Consider the following 19,499-nt stretch of genomic DNA (forward strand, 5'->3'; position numbering starts at 1 on the left):
TATGTCGGGTGGCGCTGCGCTTACCCGACCTACGTTTTGTAGGGTGGATAAGCGTAAGCGCCATCCACCTGTTGACCACCCACGGCTCTTACATCAGAAAGCCGTCTCTAACGTTTCCAGCACGTTATATTCCTCGTCCACCAACAGCAGCGCCTTCCACTTGTCGAATGTCAGGCATGGGTGGGAGGTGCTGAACACCAGAATATCGCCGACCTGCACTTCCGCGCCCGGCTTGAGTTTCAGCATCGCGTGCTGGTCCATAATGCCCGTGGTTTCGATGGTTTCTGCCGGTTGCTTCAGTAATTTCCCCTGGCGGTAATGCGCGACGGGCTGCGGTAATCCCGCATCAAAGGCGCTGTCGCGTTTGCCGAAGTTCACAATCGCACGGTCGTTTTCCGGCACCGACTGCACCATAGCGACCAGCTCCAGCGCGGAGACCAAATCCCCGCCCAAATCGCAGGCAACTTTGTCGCGGGCCATCAGCTCATCCTGTGCTTCCTGATAGATCCCTTTATCGTGAGTGATGTAACAACCCGGGCGGATTACCACGCGGCAGTTTGCCGGTTTGTTTGCTTCCAGCCAGATGTTGCACACCACGTCATACCACACCGATCCCGCGCCGGTGAGAATAAACTCGCCTTCAACGTAACGCTCAAGCTGGCAGGCGAGAGCCGCCGCATCACGCAGCAGCGCTTCGACTTCTGGCTGCGGATTTTCACCATGCAGCACGCCTTCATAGAGTTCCAGGCCGCGTAAACGCAGGCCCGGTAAGCCCGAAATCTCTTCTGCCAGCGCAAGAGCCTGCTCCGCAGTACGGCAACCGCAGCGACCGCCCGGCACGCCCAGCTCGATCAGGATATCAAGCCGTTGGTTTTGTGCGCTAAAGAAAGCGGAGAGGGTTTTAGCGTTGGCGACGCTGTCCACGCAGCAAAGATAATCTACGTCCTGATATTCATTTTTTAGCTTTGCAACCAGTTGCATATTCGCTTTGCCGACGAGCTGATTAACCATCAACACCCGCTTCACGCCGCTCACCATGGCAATGCTTGCTTGCCAGGCGCTGCCGACGCCGACGGCCCATGCTCCGGCCTGCTGTTGCTGCTGGAAAATCCACGGCGTCATGGTTGTTTTCCCGTGCGGCGCAAGGGAAACGCCGCGCGCGTCCGCATAGCGCTGCATCCACTGAATATTGTTCTCAAGCGCCGCTTTTTTGATAACGGCCGCTGGCAGGCAAACGTCCTCATTGAGGATATTTGCAGCGGTGCTCATAAGGGCGGACTTGTGCGGGACGAGGTTACTTTCTTGGTATTTCATAACATTATTCCCTTGTGGTTATCTGTTCTTTCAGATTGGGTATCGTCTTTAACTACATGAAAATAAATAATATATGTTTTAAACTTTATTCCTAATGAATAAAAGTATCAGAAAATCCTATGCATTTTGCGTAGTCTTCCACTGTTTTTCTCGCTTGTAAATGGTTAACTTTAGCCCAGAACACCACGGGGGTTAGGAACATATGAAGTTCGACTATCTGTTCAGGAATGTTACGGTCATTGACGGCAGCGGCGGAGCGGAATACCGCGCCGATGTCGCCATTCAGGGCGATCACATCGCTGAGATTTCGCCTGCTATTAGCGGTGAAGCGCTGCAGGAAATCGACGGCGCCGGCCGCGTGCTGGCCCCGGGATTTATCGATGTCCATACCCACGACGATATCAACGTGATCCGCATGCCGGAGTATCTGCCGAAAATCAGCCAGGGGATAACGACCGTTATCGTTGGCAACTGCGGCATCAGCGCGGCAACCGCGACCATGAAGGGCAGTGTGCCGGACCCGATGAATTTACTCGGCGACGTTGAGCATTTTGTCTACCCAACGGTTGCGGCCTATGCCGAAGCGGTTGAAGAGGCAAGGCCGGCCATTAATGTCGGCACGCTTATCGGCCACACCGCGTTGCGTAACAACCATATGGACGACCTGTTCCGCACCGCCACGGAAGAGGAAATCAGCGGTATGCGCAAACAGCTCCGGCAGGCTTTAGAGCAGGGCGCGCTTGGGTTGAGCACCGGTCTGGCCTACGCCTCGGCTTTCCAGTCTTCTACGGAAGAGGTGATGGCGCTGGCGGAAGAATTAGCGGCGCAGAAGGGGATTTACACGACTCATCTGCGTTCGGAATTTGAGCCGATTCTGGAGGCGCTCGACGAAGCGTTTCGTATTGGCCGCCATGGCAAGGTGCCGGTTGTTGTTTCGCACCACAAATGCGCCGGAGCGAAGAACTGGGGCCGCACCGTAGAAACGCTGAAGCTGTTCGACAACGTTCGCCAACAGCAGGACGTGTCCTGCGACTGCTACCCGTATTCCGCAAGCTCCTCTACGCTGGATATAAAGCAAATTACCGACGAGTTCGACATCATCATCACCTGGTCGGAACCGCACCCGGAAGTCGCCGGGCAGTCTTTAAAACAGATTGCGCAAAGCTGGTCGATGACGCTTGTGGAAGCAGGAAAATTACTGATGCCCGCAGGCGCTATCTACTACAACATGGACGAGCAGGACGTGCGCCGGGTATTGAGCTATCCGGTGACCATGGTTGGCTCGGACGGTTTGCCGAACGACCCGATGCCGCATCCACGCTTATGGGGCGCATTCCCTCGCGTGCTCGGACACTATAGCCGTGACGAGAAGCTGTTCCCGCTCACCGTGGCGGTCCATAAAATGACGGGCATGTCGGCGGCACGGTTCCAGCTCCCAAAACGCGGGCTGGTGAAATGCGGCTACTATGCCGATCTGGTAATGTTCGACCCGGAAACCGTGCGCGACGTGGCAAGCTTTAGCGATCCCCAGCAGCCTGCTGCGGGGATTGAAGCAGTCATGGTCAACGGTGTAATGAGCTATGACCGTGATAAACAAGTTATCGGGCGTGCCGGCCGTTTCTTGCGCCGGTAGCATTTTGTCGGATGAGAACGTCAGGGTGGATAAGCAAAGCGCCATCCACCACAAAAAGGAGCAACAATGAGCATTAAACGTTACGGAGTGGGCGGCAGTACGGGCACCGGCGGGCAGCATCTGCCGTTTGCCAAAGCGGTGGAAGCGGGCGGCTGGCTGTACGTGTCCGGGCAAACGCCGATGAAAGACGGCGAAGTGGTAGAAGGCGGCATTATCGAGCAGTCTCGCCTGGCGATTCAGAACTGCGTGGACATTATGGAAAGCGCGGGCTACACCCTGGCGGACGTGGTGCACGTAAAGGTTTTCCTGACCGATGCGCGCTACTTCCAGTCGTTTAACAAAGTCTTCCGTGAGTTCTTCGCCGACCATCCGCCAGCCCGCGTGTGCTGCGTGGCCGATCTGGTAGTGGACTGCAAAGTGGAAGTGGATTTGACCTGTTATAACGCTGAACGCGTTTAATCTTCACAAGGTGAGGGTATAAATACCCTCACCGGTATCACATTAAATAATAAATCAGGCACCTCTTACGAAAGTGCCAACGGGTTTCCTGTATGTTTTTTTCAGGCGGCTAATTTCACCTTAATTATTAATCTGGAAGTGAGTTATGAATAGTCATGTCTTTTTGATCGGATTCATTATTTATGCTCTCGCCATGATCTGGCTTGGTTGGTTTGTTTCTCGTAACCAAAAAAATGGTGATGACTTTCTGCTTGGTGGCCGTTCCCTGCCGATGTTTTTAACCCTGGGCTCCACGGTAGCAACGATGGTGGGAACCGGTTCAAGCATGGGTGCGGTTGGTTTCGGATACAGTAACGGCTGGGCCGGAATGCTGTATGGCCTGGGCGGTGCTGTAGGTATTTTGTTGGTAGCCTGGTGGTTTGCTCCGCTGCGTAAATTACGCTTTATGACCATGAGTGAAGAACTGTCTTATTATACCGGTGCCAGTCATTTAATAAAAAATATTGTCGGCTTACTTATTTTTATTGCCTCTATTGGTTGGTTGGGTGCACATATTCTTGGCGGGAGCATGTATTTATCCTGGGCTACAGGAATAGATATGACGGTGGCGAAAGTTATTATTGCCCTGGCATTTGCTATTTATGTGGTCATCGGTGGTTATTCCGCAGTGGTCTGGACGGATACGATTCAGGCTCTTATTTTATTCTTTGGTTTTATCCTGATGGCGATTTTGGCTGTCGTTCATGTCGGTGGCTGGAATGTTATTGAACACGCAATGGACCCTAAAGCGCTGAGCTTCCTGGCCATTGATAAGCTAGGCGTGATTCCTGCGCTGTCGTTGGCGATGGTCATTGGCGTTGGTGTTTTGGCAACACCTTCTTACCGCCAGCGTATCTATTCCGGTAAAGACGTCTCTTCCGTGCGCCGTTCATTTGTTTACACCGGCGTGCTGTATCTGTTCTTCTCTATTCTGCCTGCCATTATTGGAATGGCTGCGTTTACCATGAATCCGGCGCTTGAAAACAGCAACTATGCATTCCTGTTTGCGACCAGCTTCCTGCCAGCCTCGCTGGGTTTAGTGGTGCTGATAGCCGGTTTGTCCGCCACCATGTCTTCGGCAAGTTCTGATGCCATTGCGGCTGTCGCAATTATGATGCGCGATCTTTACACCATGGTCACCGGCAGAATGCCGCCGGAAAATAAAGCCATCACATTGTCACGCTGGATGTTGGTGTTTGTCATTGGCCTGGCGTTGCTCTTCGCCCTGACGTCTAACGACATTATTAGTTACATCACAAAGATGATTGCCACCTTGATGTCCGGGTTGTTTATCTGCTCGATCCTCGGCCGTTTCTGGTTGCGGTTTAACTGGCAGGGCGCTTTAACTGCGCTGGTCAGTGGTGCCGCAGCTTCTATTGCGGTGCTGCTTAATGAAAGCTGGATGGCTTACTGGGGTAACCCTTGTATTCCGTCCGTACTGGCGAGCCTGGGCTGCGCGGTGGTCGTTACGCTGGTCACTCCGGCAAGCAAAATAAGTCGCGAAGAAGCGCTGGAAATGATTACCCGCGAACGTGAAAACCAGCCGGAAGCCATACCGGTGCCGCTGGGTAAACGCGCTACGGAGAACGCACGATGAGCGAGAACTATATCGCCGTCGACTGGGGTTCAACGCATCTGCGCGCCTGGCTTTATCGCGACGGGCGGTGCGTGGACAGCCTGCAGCTACCTTACGGCGTAAGCCGTCTGGTTGAGCAAAGCGCACGTGAAGTGTTCGACAAGTACATCGAACCCTGGCGCATACGGGAAGCTATGCCGGTAGTGATGGCCGGCATGATTGGCAGCGACGCGGGCTGGCAGCCCGTGCCGTACCTGGCGTGCCCGGCGTCGCTGCATGAGCTGAGCGCGCAGCTTTATGAAGTTGCGCCGCAGGTATGGATAGTTCCGGGTCTGAAGACTTCCCGTAATGTGATGCGCGGTGAAGAAACGCAGCTACTGGGGGCGATGCAGCTTGCTCCTGCCGCCTGCTATGTTTTGCCCGGCACGCACAGCAAACGGGTACAGGTGGCGAACGGCGCGGTGAGCTGTTTTTCTACGGCGATGACGGGCGAGCTGCATCACCTCCTGATGAACCATTCGCTGATTGGCAAAGGGCTGCCGGAGCAGCGCGACGATAACGCGGCGTTTCGGGCAGGTCTGCAACGCGGGCTGGATTCTCCGTCTTTTGTTAACAAGCTTTTTGAAGCGCGTGCGGCACGAGTGCTGGGCGAGCTACCGGCGGAATCCGTCAGCGACTGGCTTTCTGGCCTGCTGATAGGCGCAGAAGTAATGGCAATGGAACCGGCAGAAAGCGTGACTCTGGTTGGAGGCGAAACGCTTTGCCTTCGTTATAAGCAGGCCTTTGAAAAGGCGGGTATTGCAGCCAATGAAATAGCGGGCGATGCCGCTTTCCAGCAAGGGATAAGGAGCATTCTTGATGCAAGACGCTAAGCCGTTGGTCGCGATTTTGCGCGGTATTCATCCCCATGAGGCTGGCTATCATGTGGGTTCACTTATTGAAGAAGGATTTCGCTACATTGAGATCCCGCTGAATTCGCCGGACTGGCAGCAGAGTATTCCGCAGACGATCGGCCGCTACGGCGATAAGGCTTTTATCGGCGCGGGAACGGTGCTGAAAACTGAGCAGGTGGATTTTCTGGCCGAGGCGGGGGCGAAGCTGATAGTTACGCCGAATACCAGTCCAGCGGTAATTCGCCGCGCGGTTGATGCCGGAATGCTGGTTTGTGCCGGTTGCGCTACCGCCAGCGAGGCCTTTAACGCGCTGGAGGCCGGGGCGCAGTGGCTGAAGATTTTCCCTTCGTCAGCTTTTGGCCCGGCTTATATTTCGGCGTTAAAAGCGGTGCTGCCGCCTTCCGTGCCGGTGCTGGCGGTTGGTGGCGTTACGCCGGAAAACTTGGGTGAATATTTACGGGCCGGCTGCGCGGGCGCGGGGCTTGGCAGCGATTTATATCGCGCCGGGCAGAGCGTGGAGACGACTCGTGAAAAGGCCCGGCAGTTTATGGCCGCATTCAAGCGTTAAAAGCGTCGGGTGGATGTCGGATGGCGCTGACGCTTATCCGACCTACAGGTTATGCGAGTCGTACAAGATTATGTGAGTCGTAGGGTGGATAAGCGTCAGCGCCATCCACCTTTCTAATCCCCCAGCGGCTGTCTGTCCACGCCGCCGCGATGGCTGTCCAGCGCTAGTTTGATACGTCGCAACCTGTCCTTAGCCTGACTCTTATTCGCCATCGCCAGTTCCGTCGCCAGCACGTCTACCATCGCCAGCATCGCGTAGCGCGAAGTGCTCGGCTTAAAGATATAGTCGTTTTCCCGCACGATAAGCGGCAGGACGATATCAGCGTTGGCCGCAAGCGGCGTCTCCTCAGGCGTAATAGCAATCACTTTTGCGCCGTACTGCCTTGCCATCGCCGCGCTTTCAATGATCTCCGGCGTATAGCCGCCCAGCGAGAGCGCAAGCACCACGTCGTTTGGCGTCACCGCAGAACACATCATTCTTACCAGCAGGCCATCGCTCTGGCTGACTACCGGCAGGCCGAGGCGAAACAGGCGAAACTGCACTTCCTGAGCGCAAATCGTTGAGCCGCCGCCCATGCCAATCGCCAGGATTTGCCGCGCGTCGCTCAGCCATTCGACGGATTTTTTCAGGGATTCCGGGTCAAGCGCCCGACGATTGATGTCCAGCACATTAATGATAGTTTCGTAGATCCCCTGTACGCCTTCGAGATCCGGCACATCAAGAATAAAGCGCTGCCCGACGGCAAGCGACTGCGCAAGTTTTACCTTCAGCTCCCGCACATCTTTGCAGCCAATGGCTCGCGCAAAACGGGTAATCGACGCCTGGCTGGTTTCGGTAAGCCGCGCCATTTCTGCAATCGGTAAAGTGGCGGCAGATTGTACGTCATCAAGAATAAATTGCGCGATGCGCTTTTCCGTGGCGGTAAGCTCCACAAAGCGGTCGGTAATGCAGGAAATAATGTCGATGGAAAAGGCCATGGCGCGTCCCGAAAATGAAGATAAATAGCCGGTACTTTGTACCATAAATATGTTTCGGCTGGGGAAAAATGGTGGATGCCGCTCACGCTTATCTCTTCTGAAAAGCCAAAAATGGTAGGGTAAATTGCGAGCAATATTTTTCTATTCACGGATAATGTCTGATTCTGAAACGACATTTTATTTTTGTAAGGGATAGCGAGTGGAAAGCAACGTATCGCTGTTTACCCGTAAGAAATTTGCATGGATGTGTGCCGCTTTCTGTTGCCTGCTGTGGGGAAGCGCGTACCCGGCTATTAAAAACGGCTATGAGATTTTTGAGATAGCCGCCGACGATTTGCCTGGCAAAATCGTCTTCGCGGGTTATCGCTTTGTCATCGCCGGGCTTTTGCTGCTGGCATTTGCCGTTATGCAGGGCAAACCCATTGGACGTTTGTCTCACGGGCAGTTTTCCCGGCTTGCGGTTTTAGGCGTGACGCAAACTGCTTTGCAGTACATCTTCTTTTATATCGGCCTTGCTTATACCACCGGCGTAAAAGGGTCGATCATGAACGCCACCGGGACTTTTTTCAGCGTGCTGCTGGCGCATTTTATCTACCAGAATGACCGGCTCAGCATAAATAAAATCGTCGGCTGCGTGTTGGGTTTTGCCGGCGTAATGGTGGTGAACTTTAACAGCCAACTGATGGATTTTAGCTTTAGCTGGATGGGCGACGGTTTCGTGGTGCTGGCGGCGTTTATCCTTTCCGCCGCGTCGCTTTACGGTAAACGCATCTCGCAGACGGTCGATCCCACGATTATGACCGGCTGGCAACTGGCTATAGGCGGCGTGGTGCTTACCCTGGGCGGTTATCTGGCGGGAGGAACGCTTGCGTTTCATGGCTGGGAATCAGTGGCGATTCTGGGCTATCTGGCGCTGCTTTCCTCCGTGGCGTTCGCGCTCTGGAGCATGCTGCTTAAATACAATCGCGTGGGGATGATCGCGCCGTTTAACTTCCTGATCCCCGTTTCCGGTGCCGTGCTGTCGGCTATTTTCCTGCAGGAAAGTATTCTGGAATGGCGCTATGCCCTTGCGCTGGCACTGGTATGTTTTGGCATCTGGCGAGTAAACGTGGCTCGTGGTTAGTTTACAAAATCACCGTTTTCAGGCCATTATCTATCCATCTTTCATGAATAAAAGGGCCTGCAGATGACAAGAATGACAGCGAAAGATTTTCCTCCTGAGCTTCTCGAATACTTCGATTTTTACGTGCACGGTAAAATCAGCAAGCGCGAGTTCCTTGATCTGGCGTCAAAATTCGTCGTCGGCGGGCTTTCTGCCGTGGCGCTTGGAACGTTGCTGACGCCCAACTACGCTTTTGCGCAGCAGGTGGAATTTACCGACCCCGATATTCTGCCGGAATATATTCATTATCCTTCGCCTCAAGGGCACGGCAGCGTAAAGGGTTATTTTGTGAAGCCTGCAAAGGCCGCGGGCAAAGTGCCTGCCGTAGTGGTGGTTCATGAAAACCGTGGCCTGAATCCTTATATCGAAGATGTGGCCCGGCGCGTTGCGAAAGCAGGTTTTATTGCGCTTGCGCCGGACGGATTAAGCTCGGTTGGGGGGTATCCCGGCAACGATGAGAAAGGCCGGGAGCTACAGCAGCAGGTCGATCCCAATAAGTTAATGAACGATTTTTTTGCCGCGATAGAGTTTCTGATGCACCACGAAGCGGCGAACGGAAAGGTCGGTATTACCGGATTTTGCTACGGCGGCGGTGTGGCGAACGCTGCGGCAGTGGCTTATCCGGAACTGGCGGCAGCGGTGCCTTTTTACGGCAGGCAGCCGAAAGTGGAAGACGTGCCGCGCATCAAAGCGCCGCTTTTGCTGCATTATGGCGAACTGGATTCCCGAATTAACGAAGGCTGGCCTGCCTATGAAGCCGCGCTGAAAGCCAATAATAAAATCTACGAGGGATACATTTACCCCGGCGTGAATCACGGTTTCCATAATGATTCGACCCCGCGTTACGACAAAGCGGCGGCGGATTTAGCGTGGAAGCGGACGATTGACTGGTTTAATAAATATCTGGTTTAAATTGTGAGATGTCGGATGGCGCTTCGCTTATCCGACCTACAGATTATGTCTGCCGGGTGGATGGCGCTTCGCTTATCCGACCTGCGATTATGGCTGTAGGGTGGATAAGCGAAGCGCCATCCACCGAAATACTATGTCTGCACCAGAATAACCGCACCCAAAGCGATGCCGTTTTTCCCGGTACGTTTAATGATGTACATCGACTCATCGGCGCGGATCACCGCGTCGGCGAAATTGTCGCTCGTCCAGGACTCATTGACGCCAATTGATGCGCCAACGCTTGCGGAGCCGTTGCCCAGCTCAAACGGAGTCATTGCGGCATCCAGGCAGCGTCTGGTGACGTTGCTAATCTCCGGGTTATCCAGCGTCCAGGGCATCAGCAGGATGAATTCATCGCCGCCGATGCGGCCGATGGTGACTTCTGGCGGACAGGCGTCGTGCAGACGCTGGCTGAGCTGCAGCAGCACTTCGTCCCCACTGCGGTGGCCAAAGGTGTCGTTAACGTTTTTAAAGTCGTCCAGGTCAATAAAAGCCACGCAGAGCGGCCCAGGCTTTTTCATCAGATCGAACTGCGCATGCAGCGCGTGACGGTTGGCTAATCCGGTCAGCGGGTCGTGGTTGGCGAGTTTGGCAAGCTGCTGTTCATACTGCTTTTCTTTGGTCATATCAATGTGGGTGCCGGTGACTTTGAGCGGTTTTCCGTCATCGTCCCATTCGGTCACTCTGCCGCGATCGAGAACCCAGGTAACGGTGCCGTTTTTGGCCTGCATGCGATGCAGGGCTTCGTAAAACGGGGCTTTGCCGTCGAGATGGTTGTAAAACGCCGCCAGCACCATCTCTTTATCTTCAGGATGCAGATGCTCACGCCACACCTCGAAGTGAGCGCTAAGTTCCTTGGGCTGATAGCCCAGCATTGAACCCCATCGGCGATTGAAAATAACCAGCTTGCCGCTTGGCACGTGTAGCTGCCACAGGCACAGACCGGTGCCGTCCAGAGCCGCACTGAGCTTGTTTCGCGCGTCGTGTGCAATTCTCTTGAGCCGGGCATTGTGCCTTTTGAGGTTCTGAATCTGCTGCCTGAGAGCGTCTTCGGACATTGACCGTGATTATGTTCAAATAATATCCATTTTTAACAGTTATTAATGAGATGTAAATAAGGCCTGTGAAAAACTTATGTCGGCAACCGTCCTGCTTCCATTTTTGCCTGCTTACGCGAGGAGTAAATAAACGCCGCGATAAACACAATGGCCGAGAGCACAACGATGGTTGGCGCAGGAGCGCTATCAATGAAGAACGAAAGATAAACGCCAGCAAACGAGACGCTAATCGCCAACGCCTGCGCGACCAGCATCATGGATAAAAACGTGCGGGTCAGCAGGGAGGCGATGGCGCCGGGCGCAATCAGCAAGGAAATCGCCAGGATAATCCCCACCGCTTTCAGCGCGGCGACGATGGTCAATGACACCATGCACAGCAGGCCATAATGCAGGAGTTTGACGTTAAGGCCGGATGCCTGCGCCTGTGTCGGGTCGAAGGCGTGCAGCAGAAAATCTTTCCACTTCACGGCGATAATGCCAGCGGTGAGCGACGCGATAATGCCCGTCTGAATGATGTCGCTCTGGCCGACGCCGAGCATATCGCCAAACAGAATATGGTCGAGGTGGATATCCGGTTTCAGATAGACATACAGCACCAGGCCCGCGCCAAACATGCCGGAGAAAACGATGCCCATCACCGTATCGCGCTTGATGCGGCTGTTGTCCTGCAAAAATCCCGTTGCCAGCGCGCAGAATAAGCCTGCCACAAACGCGCCGATGCCCAGAGGTAATCCGACCATCCAGGCCACCACGACGCCGGGGAAGACCGCGTGGCTCATGGCATCGCCCATCAGCGCCCAGCCTTTCAGCACCAGGAAGCAGGAGAGCAGGGCGCACGGAACGGCGACCAGCGCGGTCATCGTCAGCGCGTTAATCATAAAGCCGAACTGGAAGGGAGAAAGCAGCGTATCAATAAGGCTCATGGGGCGACTCCTTGCGCCAGGCGCGCGCGTTTGCGGTTTGCCAGCAGGCCGTGTTTCGGGGCAAAGATGAAGGCAATCAGGAATAAAACGGTTTGCAGTACGACGATAATCCCGCCCGTTGCGCCGTCGAGAAAATAGCTGATATAAGTGCCGACCGCGCTGGTCACGCTGCCCAGCGCCACGGAAATCATCAGCAGTTTCGGGAAGCGGTCGGTCAGCAGATAAGCGGTTGCGCCCGGCGTGACCACCATACAAATCACCAGAAACGCGCCGACGGTTTGCAGCGCGGCAACGGTGGTGGCCGAAAGCAAAGTGAAAAACAATCCCTTTAGCAGCACAGGATTCAGGCCAATCGAGCGGGCGTGGTTTTCATCGAAAAAGGTCACCATCAGGTCTTTCCATTTCAGCAATAGAATGGCCAGCGAAACAAAACCAATCACCGCAAGCTGGACGATATCGGCTGGCGCGATAGCCAGAATATTGCCCAGCACTATGGTCTGAATATTCACCGAGGTTGGATTAAGCGAAACCATAAACAGCCCGAGGCCGAAGAACGAGGAGAAGATAAGCCCGATGATGGTGTCTTCCCGCAGGCGCGTGCGCTGGTTTAAAAACAACATGGTTGCCGCAGCCAGCCCGCCGGAAAAGAACGCGCCGATGGAAAAGGGCAGGCCAAGCATATATGCGCCCGCAACACCCGGTACGATGGAGTGCGAAAGCGCGTCGCCAATAAGCGACCAACCTTTAAGCATCAGATAACACGACAAAAATGCGCAGACGCCGCCGACCAGCGCCGACACCCAGACGGCGTTAAACATGTAGTTATAGGCAAAAGGTTCCAGCAAAATACCCATCGGCTATTTTCCTTTTATCTGCCCGGCAGCGCGAATAAACGGGCGTTCGTCGTCCGTTACCACGCTGGTTTCCAGGCCGGTGAGCGTGACGTGCCGCAGCACGCCGCTGAAGGCGATTTCGAGATTTTCCTGGGTAAAGGTTTCGCGCGTTGGGCCGTAGGCGAGTACGGTGCCTTTTACCAGCACGGTATGGTCGCAGTAGTCGGTGACCGCGCCAAGATTGTGGGTGGCGACAAGCATCGTACGGCCTTCGTCGCGCAGCTCGCGCAGCAGGCTGATGATTTGCTCTTCGGTTTTGACATCAACGCCGGTGAAGGGCTCATCCAGCAGGATGACCTGGCCGTCCTGGGCGATAGCGCGGGCTAAAAACACACGCTTTTTCTGCCCGCCGGAAAGCTCGCCAATCTGCCGATGGCGGAAATCGCTCATGCCAACGCGCGCGAGCGCATGGTCTACGGCTTCTTTGTCGGCCTTGCCCGCAATACGCAACATGCCCATATGCCCGTAGCGGCCCATCATTACGACGTCTTCCACCAGAACCGGGAAGGACCAGTCCACATCTTCGGACTGGGGCACGTAGGAAACCAGGTTCTGGCGCAGCGCGTTTTTGGTCGGCATGCCGAGAATGGATATGCTGCCTTTCGCCAGATGAACAAAACCCATAATGGCTTTGAAGAGCGTGGATTTGCCGGAGCCGTTAACCCCGACCAGCGCCGCGATGGTACCGGTTGGGATGCGGAACGTGGCCTCGCGCAGGGCGGTGTGTCCGTTGCGGTAGGTTACGCTGGCATCCTGCACGGAGATGCCGAAAATATCCGTCATTTTTGCGCTCCTTCGTTGATGCCTTTAACGATAGTGCTGGTGGTGACGCGCAGCAGATCTAAATAGGTGGGAACCGGACCATTTGCCGCGCTCAGGGAATCGACATACAGCACGCCGCCGTAGCGGGAGCCGGATTCACGCGCTACCTGGCGGGCCGGTTTATCGGAAATGGTGCTTTCGCTGAATATCGCCGGGATGTTGTTTTTACGAATGGTGTCGATGACTTTTCGCACCTGCTGCGGCGTGCCCTGCTGGTCGGCATTGATCGGCCACAGATACAGCTCTTTCAATCCGTAATCGTTGGCGAGGTATGAGAACGCGCCTTCGCTTGTGACCAGCCAGCGCTTGTTTTCAGGAATTTTGTTCAGCTCATCGCGCAGTGGTTCGAGGGTTTGCTGGATTTTTTGCTTATAGGCTTCGGCATTTTTAGCGTAAACGGCGGCGTTTTCCGGATCGTACTTGCCGAGCGCATCGCGAATATTATCGACGTAGATTAACGCGTTTTTCGGCGACATCCAGGCGTGTGGATTCGGTTTGCCGTTATAGGGACCTTCGGTGATGCCGGTCGGCGTGATGCCTTTTGAGACGATGACTTCCGGCACGCCTTCAATATGCTGATAAAACTTCTGGAACCACAGTTCGAGATTAAGGCCGTTGGCTAAAATAAGCTGCGCGCCCTGAGCGCGGCGGATATCGCCGGGCGTTGGCTGATATTCGTGGATCTCAGCCCCGGCTTTGGTTATGGACTCGACGTCTGCCGCGTCACCCGCCACGTTTTTTGCCATGTCCGCGATGACGGTAAAAGTGGTGATGACTTTAAACTTTTCTTTCGCCCAGGTCTGGGATGAGTTGAGCATCAGCGCCGCCATCATGCCCGCTACTAAGATTGTTTTTTTCGCCGCCGCTTTCCCGAACATGTCATCCCCTCTGATTCGTCTGATAAGTAAACAGATATAGCAATTGCTATAAAACATAGCTGTAGCTATGTTTAAATGCAAATAATTATCATTTAATTGCGAGGGGGCAGAACTTAAGTCGTTGTGTTCTGCAGCGGTTTCAGGGCTTCTTCTATCAGCGCTAATCCGTTTTTATTTCTTTGTTTAAGGTAAACATCATTGAGCTGATTGATTTCTTCAAGCTGCGTTAATGCCTGAAAAGCCGGATGTACGTCGCTGTGAGGATCGAGAATATCAGCCGTGCGAACGTCCTGGGTTTTCTCTTCTTTAATTTCGGCGGTAAGACGAATGATTATTTCTTGATTGGCGGAATGCAGGGCCTGTAGCTCCGCCGGATTCGCCTGGCTTGCTGTTTGCGCCGTAGTGGCAGGAAGCGAAATTTTATTGATGGCTTCTACCGTTTTATCGGCGGGCTGCGCGCAGCCGACCAGCAAAAGCGCCAGGAGTAAAATGGATTTTTTAAACATGGAGTTTCCTTGATAACAGAAACGGCGATGCGGAACTTCTGCTCCGGTTTGGGAGGGAAAGTACCCGCAACGGCTATCGGGAAACCACCAAAAAGTTGTTTATTTTTAAATTAAATAAGCCCGCGTTGGCAGGCTTATGAGTCAATCTTCAGCGTGTCAGTTTGTCTTCGGTGCGCAACTCAAAATCAGAGGCATCGTGGCGTTCGTGCAACTGTTCGGATGGCTCGCCCCAGGTGCGATTCACGATACGCCCGCGCTTAACCGCAGGACGATTCGCCACTTCATCGGCCCAGCGCTGGAAGTGTTTGTATGACGCGACGTCGAGGAACTCCGCTGAGTCGTACAATCCCCCTTTTGCCAGAGCGCCATACCACGGCCAAATCGCCATGTCGGCAATGGAATACTCTTCGCCTGCGATAAAGCGATGGTTTGCCAGTTGGCGATCGAGCACGTCGAGCTGGCGCTTGGTTTCCATCGCAAAACGGTTGATAGCGTATTCGATTTTTACCGGCGCGTAGTGATAGAAATGGCCGAAGCCGCCGCCAAGATAGGGTGCCGAGCCCTGCAGCCAGAACAGCCAGTTCAGCGTTTCGGTACGCGTAGCGATGTCCTGCGGCAGGAAATAACCGAACTTATCCGCCAGATAAACCAGAATAGAGCCTGATTCAAAAACACGAATCGGCGGCGTGGCGGAGTTATCGAGCAGCGCCGGAATCTTAGAGTTTGGGTTCACTTCCACAAAGCCGCTGGAGAACTGATCGCCTTCTCCGATACGGATTAAGTGCGCATCGTATTCCGCCCCGCTTACGCCCAGCGCTAAGAGTTCTTCCAGAAGAATCGTCACCTTCTGGCCGTTAGGCGTGCCCAGCGAGTAAAGCTGTAGCGGGTGTTTGCCTGATGGCAGCGTTTTCTCATGCGTCGGCCCGGCAACAGGGCGGTTGATGTTGGAAAACTGGCCTGTCTCGGACTTGTTCCAGGTCCAGACTTTTGGCGGTTGGTAGTTGTTTTCGGACATGTTGTTGGCCTGCCTTCTGTCAGGAAAATTACACGGGGCGGATAAGGTTACGTCATCCGCCGTTATCGGTATGAAACCACAAATCTGGCGAATGGCGCTGTCGCTTATCCGCCCTACAACTGAGCGGAATAATGACCTTGAAGTGTAGCAGGCGGGAAGAGGAAGATTGGGGAAAGGGCAGAAAAGGTAAAAGGTTACGTTGTCAGGCCCGCCCATTCATTGAAGGTGGGTCTTTAAATAGGATAAAGTGTGTTCCGACCAATAAACAATGATGCGCACAGTGTGGCGTTGGATGATGTATTACGGAGCCAAGTGATTACACAAATCAGGCAGTCAATAACATCCGAAATAATCTGCCCGTCTACCGGCGGCAAAGCAATATTTTTCGGAGTGGATGGAAGTTTTATCCGACACGCTATGATTACCATGCAATCGGTAATTAATCATAGTGAGCGTTTCGTATTCCATTTCCATATATTATCTTCGGAGCTGTCAGAAGAGGATTGCAGCGCTTACCGGAATATCGCTGAAACAGGTGGCTGCGGGTTAACGCTACATAAGATTTCTCCAGAACTATTCTCTGATTTACCGACAACCGATTTGTTCAGCAAGGCCACCTATTACCGTTTGCTGGCACCGAAGTTGATCGAAGAAGACCGATTGCTGTATTTGGACGCGGATATAGTATGTCTCGCTCCATGTGATGAGCTATGGTCTCATCCTTTAACAGACGAAGTAGCTTATGTTATTAGTGAGTCACCTGAGCTTGCTCCGGTCCTGGCAGAAAAGGCTGGGCTTAAGGGAAGCAGGTATTTTAACGCAGGGGTTATGTTGATTAATAAACAGCGTTGGAATGAGCTTAATATCAGTGAAGCTGTGTTTGATTTATTACTTAAAAAAGGGAAGAGTTTCAAATACCTTGATCAGGATGCGCTGAATATTATTCTTGAAGGATATATTGATTTTGGGGAGCGACGTTTTAATACCATTTTTATGCTCAAGCATGATGAGCAGGGATATTGTGCTTTGCCGCCAGCAGAAACTGTTTTCCTTCACTATGCCGGAGCAGATAAACCATGGCAACAATGGAATGAACAGGCTGTATGCCGTTTTTATTGGGAAATTTACAATAAATCACATTTAGCAAAGATCCCTTTTGATCTTCCAGAAAAAGATTGGCAAGCGAAAAAATTTTATAAACTTCTTCTAAGAAATAGAAAATTTATTCCAGGCATACGTTGGCTAATTAATTATTACAAGATGCGGTATATTAAATTATGAAATTAAAATCTCTAAAATTTTACGAGCCATTTTTTTTCAATGTTTGTTTCACATTGGCCGTTCTGTCATTGGCTATGGCGCTGTTTTATGATGCTTTTTCAGTAAAGGTTTTTTATTGCTTAAGTTATATCGGGATCGTTTATTTTATCATCGATATGATAAGAAAAAGAGTGGTAGTTAACCGCCCTCTGGCTTTGCTCTGTATTTCTTTGTTTGTTATAGGTTTGACTCGTTTTTTATGGGGTAAATACTTCCACGACTCAAGTTGGGGGGATGTTATATACAACTATACGACGGGAGGGAAGCGTTTTATTCTTGGCGCTTTTCTTGTCTGGTTTTTCTGGTACAGAAGACATTTACTTCATGAAAATACTATTAAACTAGCTGCGGGTATATTGGTGTTAGGGACGCTTGCACTTGTTTATTTTGGCTATCATGAATGGTCTATTATTCACCGTCGTATACAGCTTGGTACTGACTCATCTGGAACAGTTTCCTATCTAATAGTATTTATTTTTATAACTTGCCTGGCCTTTCTTAAAAGGGTAGTAAATAATTCTGCGATTTCGCTTGTGATCTTTATTGCTATATTAGGTTTTAATATGGCCTTATTATTTTTAACTGAAAGTCGGGCCGCCTTGTTGTTCACACCTCAAATTTATTTTGTTTATTTCCTTTTTCATTATCGTTTTATATCATGGAAGTGGAAAGTAGCAACCCTATTGGCTTCAATAGTTATTATAATAGCTCTTGTCCCCGCTAGTGTTTGGGACAGAATGCATAGTATTCAAACTGAAGTTTCAAGCTATGATAATAATAACAGTACGTCAATTGGCGCACGTTTCTCAATCTGGAAGTCTGGTTGGCACAGTACAGAGTTTTCTTTAAGCGGTCAGAACCCTGACGACAGAAATACGAAGGCAAGAAACTGGATTAAGACAGAAGAACGGGGTAATCCGGAAGCTTACAAAAATGTTATTTACCACCTGCATGACGACTTACTTGAAACCCTTTCTTTACAGGGTCTGATGGGACTATTGTCAGTTCTGTTGTTGTATTTTGCTACAGCATGGCATGCGTTGAAAAACAGGAGATATGAACTCTTCTATTTGCTGCTTACGCTTGTCATGTTTGGTTTAACGGATACGGTGTTAATCCAGCGACAGACGGTGATGATACTTTGCTTGTGTATCCTGTTGGTGGGGACGTTGTCATCCAGCAAAAAAGAAGGACACGAAAAAGATGTTTGAAGGGCTAAATCACGATAAAGCGGCAGGTTGTCGCTGACCGATGACACGTCTCATGGATGAGACGAACAATCGTTTTGTGTTTGAAAAACAGTTTGATGAAGAGGCCGTACTCCGGAAAGCAAAAAACCAGCCCGTAGGCTGGTTTTTCTGAATAAGTGGTGCCCGGACTCGGAATCGAACCAAGGACACGGGGATTTTCAATCCCCTGCTCTACCGACTGAGCTATCCGGGCAACGGGGCGCATTAAACCGTAAAGGCCTTTACCCGTCAATAATATTTCAGGAAAAACTGTTCAATCGCTTAAGTTTACGTCAATCTGGCCCACTCTTTGTCTTTGTTGCCGCAATGTTGCACAAATCTTCCAGACTTTTTCTGGACGCGCCGTGTAGGCTTACGGGCTGATTTCAGGAGGTGGTATGGCAGAAGACTGGCTTGAGCTTCATCAACATGGCGAAACGGGCATTGAGACGATTCGGGTCCACTTTGAAGGGCATGCGTACGATCCTCACTGGCACGATAGTTATCTGGTGGGCATTACCCTTGCGGGTACGCAGCAGTTTCACTGCCGTCGCGAACGCCATCACAGCACGCCCGGAGATGTTTTTCTCCTTGAGCCCGGGGAGATTCATGATGGCGACGCCCCGGTTGCTGGCGGGTTTACCTATCTGACCTTCTACCTTGAAGAGCAATGGCTAACGCGTACTCTCCAGGGCCTGTTTGAAACTATCCCTTCCAGCTATTCGCTGCATTTTTCTCGCACCATTGCTCGTGAGCCGCAGCTCGTCCGGGCCATTTCCGGCGCTTTTCATGCTCTGCACAGCGAAGAAATGCGCATTGTGCAGCAAAACACGATGGATAATCTTTTAGGGCAGCTTACAGAACATTGTCAGTGGCGAAAGCGCCTGTCTTCACGGGTGCAAAGCACGGCGATTGCCAATCGGGCCAGGGACTATCTTCACGCGCATATTGGTGAAAATATTGGCTTGTCGGATCTGGCGCGCGAAACAGCAACGGATAGATTTACGCTTTCCCGCTGTTTTAAAAGAGAGTTTCATATGGCGCCCCACGCCTGGCTTATCCAGTTGCGCCTTGTAAGGGCGAGAGCGCTGCTGGCGAAAGGAGAGCTGCCTGCAAATGTCGCGGCTGCGTTGGGATTTGCCGATCAGAGCCATTTAGGACGCTGGTTCCAGCGCGCGTATCGGCTAACGCCGGCTCATTACCGCAGGTTGTGCACAAACCTTCCAGACGCGCCTTAAAAAAAAGTCGAAAGTCGGGGTTCAGACCAATGGAGGAGTTTCTGA

At 52.4% G+C, this 19,499-nt stretch carries 19 protein-coding genes and 1 tRNA gene; 10 read left to right on the forward strand and 10 right to left on the reverse strand.

Annotated features, from left to right (window positions below):
• Positions 1-93: 93 nt before the first annotated feature.
• On the reverse strand, positions 94-1,314 hold the full coding sequence (locus tag MUA00_RS14460; RefSeq protein ID WP_271123732.1) for an amino acid deaminase: 1,221 nt from the start codon (positions 1,312-1,314) through the stop codon (positions 94-96).
• A gap of 202 nt (positions 1,315-1,516) precedes the next feature.
• Between MUA00_RS14460 and MUA00_RS14465 the strand changes: the two genes are divergently transcribed.
• The 5 genes from MUA00_RS14465 (at position 1,517) to MUA00_RS14485 (ending at position 6,482) form a co-directional block, all read left to right on the forward strand.
• Entirely contained in the window at positions 1,517-2,947 is a 1,431-nt protein-coding gene (locus tag MUA00_RS14465; RefSeq protein WP_271123733.1) for an N-acyl-D-amino-acid deacylase family protein, read from the forward strand.
• Between the two features lie 66 nt (positions 2,948-3,013).
• Positions 3,014-3,406 (forward strand): RidA family protein, encoded by a 393-nt coding sequence (locus MUA00_RS14470; protein WP_271123734.1) that lies wholly within the window; start codon positions 3,014-3,016, stop codon positions 3,404-3,406.
• A 145-nt stretch (positions 3,407-3,551) separates the two neighbouring features.
• On the forward strand, positions 3,552-5,042 hold the full coding sequence (locus tag MUA00_RS14475) for a sodium:solute symporter family protein (RefSeq protein WP_271123735.1): 1,491 nt from the start codon (positions 3,552-3,554) through the stop codon (positions 5,040-5,042).
• The gene (locus tag MUA00_RS14480; protein WP_271123736.1) at positions 5,039-5,893 is read left to right on the forward strand and encodes a 2-dehydro-3-deoxygalactonokinase; all 855 of its coding nucleotides are present in this window, start codon (positions 5,039-5,041) and stop codon (positions 5,891-5,893) included. Before MUA00_RS14475 ends, MUA00_RS14480 begins: the two co-directional genes overlap by 4 nt.
• A complete protein-coding gene (locus MUA00_RS14485; protein ID WP_271123737.1) occupies positions 5,880-6,482 on the forward strand; it encodes a 2-dehydro-3-deoxy-6-phosphogalactonate aldolase in 603 nt (200 codons plus the stop codon). Before MUA00_RS14480 ends, MUA00_RS14485 begins: the two co-directional genes overlap by 14 nt.
• Positions 6,483-6,595: 113 nt before the next feature.
• On the opposite strand, the gene MUA00_RS14490 is transcribed toward MUA00_RS14485, so the two are convergent.
• The gene (locus MUA00_RS14490; protein WP_271123738.1) at positions 6,596-7,459 is read right to left on the reverse strand and encodes a MurR/RpiR family transcriptional regulator; all 864 of its coding nucleotides are present in this window, start codon (positions 7,457-7,459) and stop codon (positions 6,596-6,598) included.
• Between the two features lie 244 nt (positions 7,460-7,703).
• Here MUA00_RS14490 and MUA00_RS14495 point away from each other — a divergent pair, with 244 nt between their 5' ends.
• Together MUA00_RS14495 and yghX are read left to right on the forward strand one after the other, a co-directional pair.
• Positions 7,704-8,582 (forward strand): DMT family transporter, encoded by an 879-nt coding sequence (locus MUA00_RS14495; RefSeq protein WP_408639718.1) that lies wholly within the window; start codon positions 7,704-7,706, stop codon positions 8,580-8,582.
• Between the two features lie 63 nt (positions 8,583-8,645).
• Positions 8,646-9,533: a YghX family hydrolase gene (yghX, locus tag MUA00_RS14500; protein WP_271123740.1), complete on the forward strand. Its 888-nt coding sequence runs from the start codon at positions 8,646-8,648 to the stop codon at positions 9,531-9,533.
• A 131-nt stretch (positions 9,534-9,664) separates the two neighbouring features.
• Here yghX and MUA00_RS14505 read toward each other — a convergent pair whose 3' ends face one another.
• From MUA00_RS14505 to yghU, 7 genes are all read right to left on the reverse strand, one after another.
• Positions 9,665-10,630 carry a sensor domain-containing diguanylate cyclase gene (locus MUA00_RS14505; RefSeq protein ID WP_271123741.1) on the reverse strand — a complete coding sequence of 322 codons (966 nt, stop codon included), beginning with the start codon at positions 10,628-10,630 and terminating at the stop codon, positions 9,665-9,667.
• A 74-nt stretch (positions 10,631-10,704) separates the two neighbouring features.
• The gene (locus MUA00_RS14510) at positions 10,705-11,553 is read right to left on the reverse strand and encodes a metal ABC transporter permease (protein WP_271123742.1); all 849 of its coding nucleotides are present in this window, start codon (positions 11,551-11,553) and stop codon (positions 10,705-10,707) included.
• Positions 11,550-12,407, reverse strand: coding sequence for an iron/manganese ABC transporter permease subunit SitC (gene sitC / locus MUA00_RS14515; RefSeq protein WP_271123743.1), 858 nt, complete (start codon positions 12,405-12,407; stop codon positions 11,550-11,552). Before sitC ends, MUA00_RS14510 begins: the two co-directional genes overlap by 4 nt.
• 3 nt (positions 12,408-12,410) lie before the next feature.
• Entirely contained in the window at positions 12,411-13,229 is an 819-nt protein-coding gene (locus MUA00_RS14520) for a manganese/iron ABC transporter ATP-binding protein (protein ID WP_271123744.1), read from the reverse strand.
• Positions 13,226-14,146: a metal ABC transporter substrate-binding protein gene (locus MUA00_RS14525; RefSeq protein ID WP_271123745.1), complete on the reverse strand. Its 921-nt coding sequence runs from the start codon at positions 14,144-14,146 to the stop codon at positions 13,226-13,228. Before MUA00_RS14525 ends, MUA00_RS14520 begins: the two co-directional genes overlap by 4 nt.
• 113 nt (positions 14,147-14,259) lie before the next feature.
• Positions 14,260-14,652, reverse strand: a complete 393-nt coding sequence (locus tag MUA00_RS14530) for a hypothetical protein (protein WP_271123746.1) — start codon at positions 14,650-14,652, stop codon at positions 14,260-14,262.
• A 148-nt stretch (positions 14,653-14,800) separates the two neighbouring features.
• A complete protein-coding gene (yghU, locus tag MUA00_RS14535) occupies positions 14,801-15,667 on the reverse strand; it encodes a glutathione-dependent disulfide-bond oxidoreductase (RefSeq protein WP_271123747.1) in 867 nt (288 codons plus the stop codon).
• 312 nt (positions 15,668-15,979) lie between these two features.
• Here yghU and MUA00_RS14540 point away from each other — a divergent pair, with 312 nt between their 5' ends.
• Positions 15,980-16,948, forward strand: coding sequence for a glycosyltransferase family 8 protein (locus tag MUA00_RS14540; protein ID WP_271123748.1), 969 nt, complete (start codon positions 15,980-15,982; stop codon positions 16,946-16,948).
• A complete protein-coding gene (locus tag MUA00_RS14545) occupies positions 16,945-18,198 on the forward strand; it encodes an O-antigen ligase family protein (protein ID WP_271123749.1) in 1,254 nt (417 codons plus the stop codon). Before MUA00_RS14540 ends, MUA00_RS14545 begins: the two co-directional genes overlap by 4 nt.
• A gap of 156 nt (positions 18,199-18,354) precedes the next feature.
• Here the strand turns inward: MUA00_RS14545 and MUA00_RS14550 are convergent.
• Positions 18,355-18,430, reverse strand: a tRNA-Phe gene (locus tag MUA00_RS14550).
• 184 nt (positions 18,431-18,614) lie between these two features.
• Here MUA00_RS14550 and MUA00_RS14555 point away from each other — a divergent pair.
• The gene (locus tag MUA00_RS14555; protein WP_271123750.1) at positions 18,615-19,454 is read left to right on the forward strand and encodes an AraC family transcriptional regulator; all 840 of its coding nucleotides are present in this window, start codon (positions 18,615-18,617) and stop codon (positions 19,452-19,454) included.
• Positions 19,455-19,499: the final 45 nt, after the last annotated feature.

The sequence above is a fragment of the Dryocola boscaweniae genome (assembly GCF_025215095.1).
Classification (GTDB): Bacteria; Pseudomonadota; Gammaproteobacteria; order Enterobacterales; family Enterobacteriaceae; genus Dryocola; species Dryocola boscaweniae.

Coding starts and splice junctions, on each gene's coding strand:
- MUA00_RS14530 (WP_271123746.1), bottom strand. CDS start 14,652: ATGTTTAAAAAATCCATTTTACTCCTGGCGCTTTTGCTGGTCGGCTGC.
- MUA00_RS14480 (WP_271123736.1), top strand. CDS start 5,039: ATGAGCGAGAACTATATCGCCGTCGACTGGGGTTCAACGCATCTGCGC.
- MUA00_RS14495 (WP_408639718.1), top strand. CDS start 7,704: ATGTGTGCCGCTTTCTGTTGCCTGCTGTGGGGAAGCGCGTACCCGGCT.
- MUA00_RS14545 (WP_271123749.1), top strand. CDS start 16,945: ATGAAATTAAAATCTCTAAAATTTTACGAGCCATTTTTTTTCAATGTT.
- MUA00_RS14555 (WP_271123750.1), top strand. CDS start 18,615: ATGGCAGAAGACTGGCTTGAGCTTCATCAACATGGCGAAACGGGCATT.
- MUA00_RS14485 (WP_271123737.1), top strand. CDS start 5,880: ATGCAAGACGCTAAGCCGTTGGTCGCGATTTTGCGCGGTATTCATCCC.
- yghX (WP_271123740.1), top strand. CDS start 8,646: ATGACAAGAATGACAGCGAAAGATTTTCCTCCTGAGCTTCTCGAATAC.
- MUA00_RS14470 (WP_271123734.1), top strand. CDS start 3,014: ATGAGCATTAAACGTTACGGAGTGGGCGGCAGTACGGGCACCGGCGGG.
- MUA00_RS14460 (WP_271123732.1), bottom strand. CDS start 1,314: ATGAAATACCAAGAAAGTAACCTCGTCCCGCACAAGTCCGCCCTTATG.
- MUA00_RS14490 (WP_271123738.1), bottom strand. CDS start 7,459: ATGGCCTTTTCCATCGACATTATTTCCTGCATTACCGACCGCTTTGTG.
- MUA00_RS14510 (WP_271123742.1), bottom strand. CDS start 11,553: ATGAGCCTTATTGATACGCTGCTTTCTCCCTTCCAGTTCGGCTTTATG.
- MUA00_RS14475 (WP_271123735.1), top strand. CDS start 3,552: ATGAATAGTCATGTCTTTTTGATCGGATTCATTATTTATGCTCTCGCC.
- MUA00_RS14465 (WP_271123733.1), top strand. CDS start 1,517: ATGAAGTTCGACTATCTGTTCAGGAATGTTACGGTCATTGACGGCAGC.
- MUA00_RS14505 (WP_271123741.1), bottom strand. CDS start 10,630: ATGTCCGAAGACGCTCTCAGGCAGCAGATTCAGAACCTCAAAAGGCAC.
- MUA00_RS14525 (WP_271123745.1), bottom strand. CDS start 14,146: ATGTTCGGGAAAGCGGCGGCGAAAAAAACAATCTTAGTAGCGGGCATG.
- sitC (WP_271123743.1), bottom strand. CDS start 12,407: ATGGGTATTTTGCTGGAACCTTTTGCCTATAACTACATGTTTAACGCC.
- yghU (WP_271123747.1), bottom strand. CDS start 15,667: ATGTCCGAAAACAACTACCAACCGCCAAAAGTCTGGACCTGGAACAAG.
- MUA00_RS14520 (WP_271123744.1), bottom strand. CDS start 13,229: ATGACGGATATTTTCGGCATCTCCGTGCAGGATGCCAGCGTAACCTAC.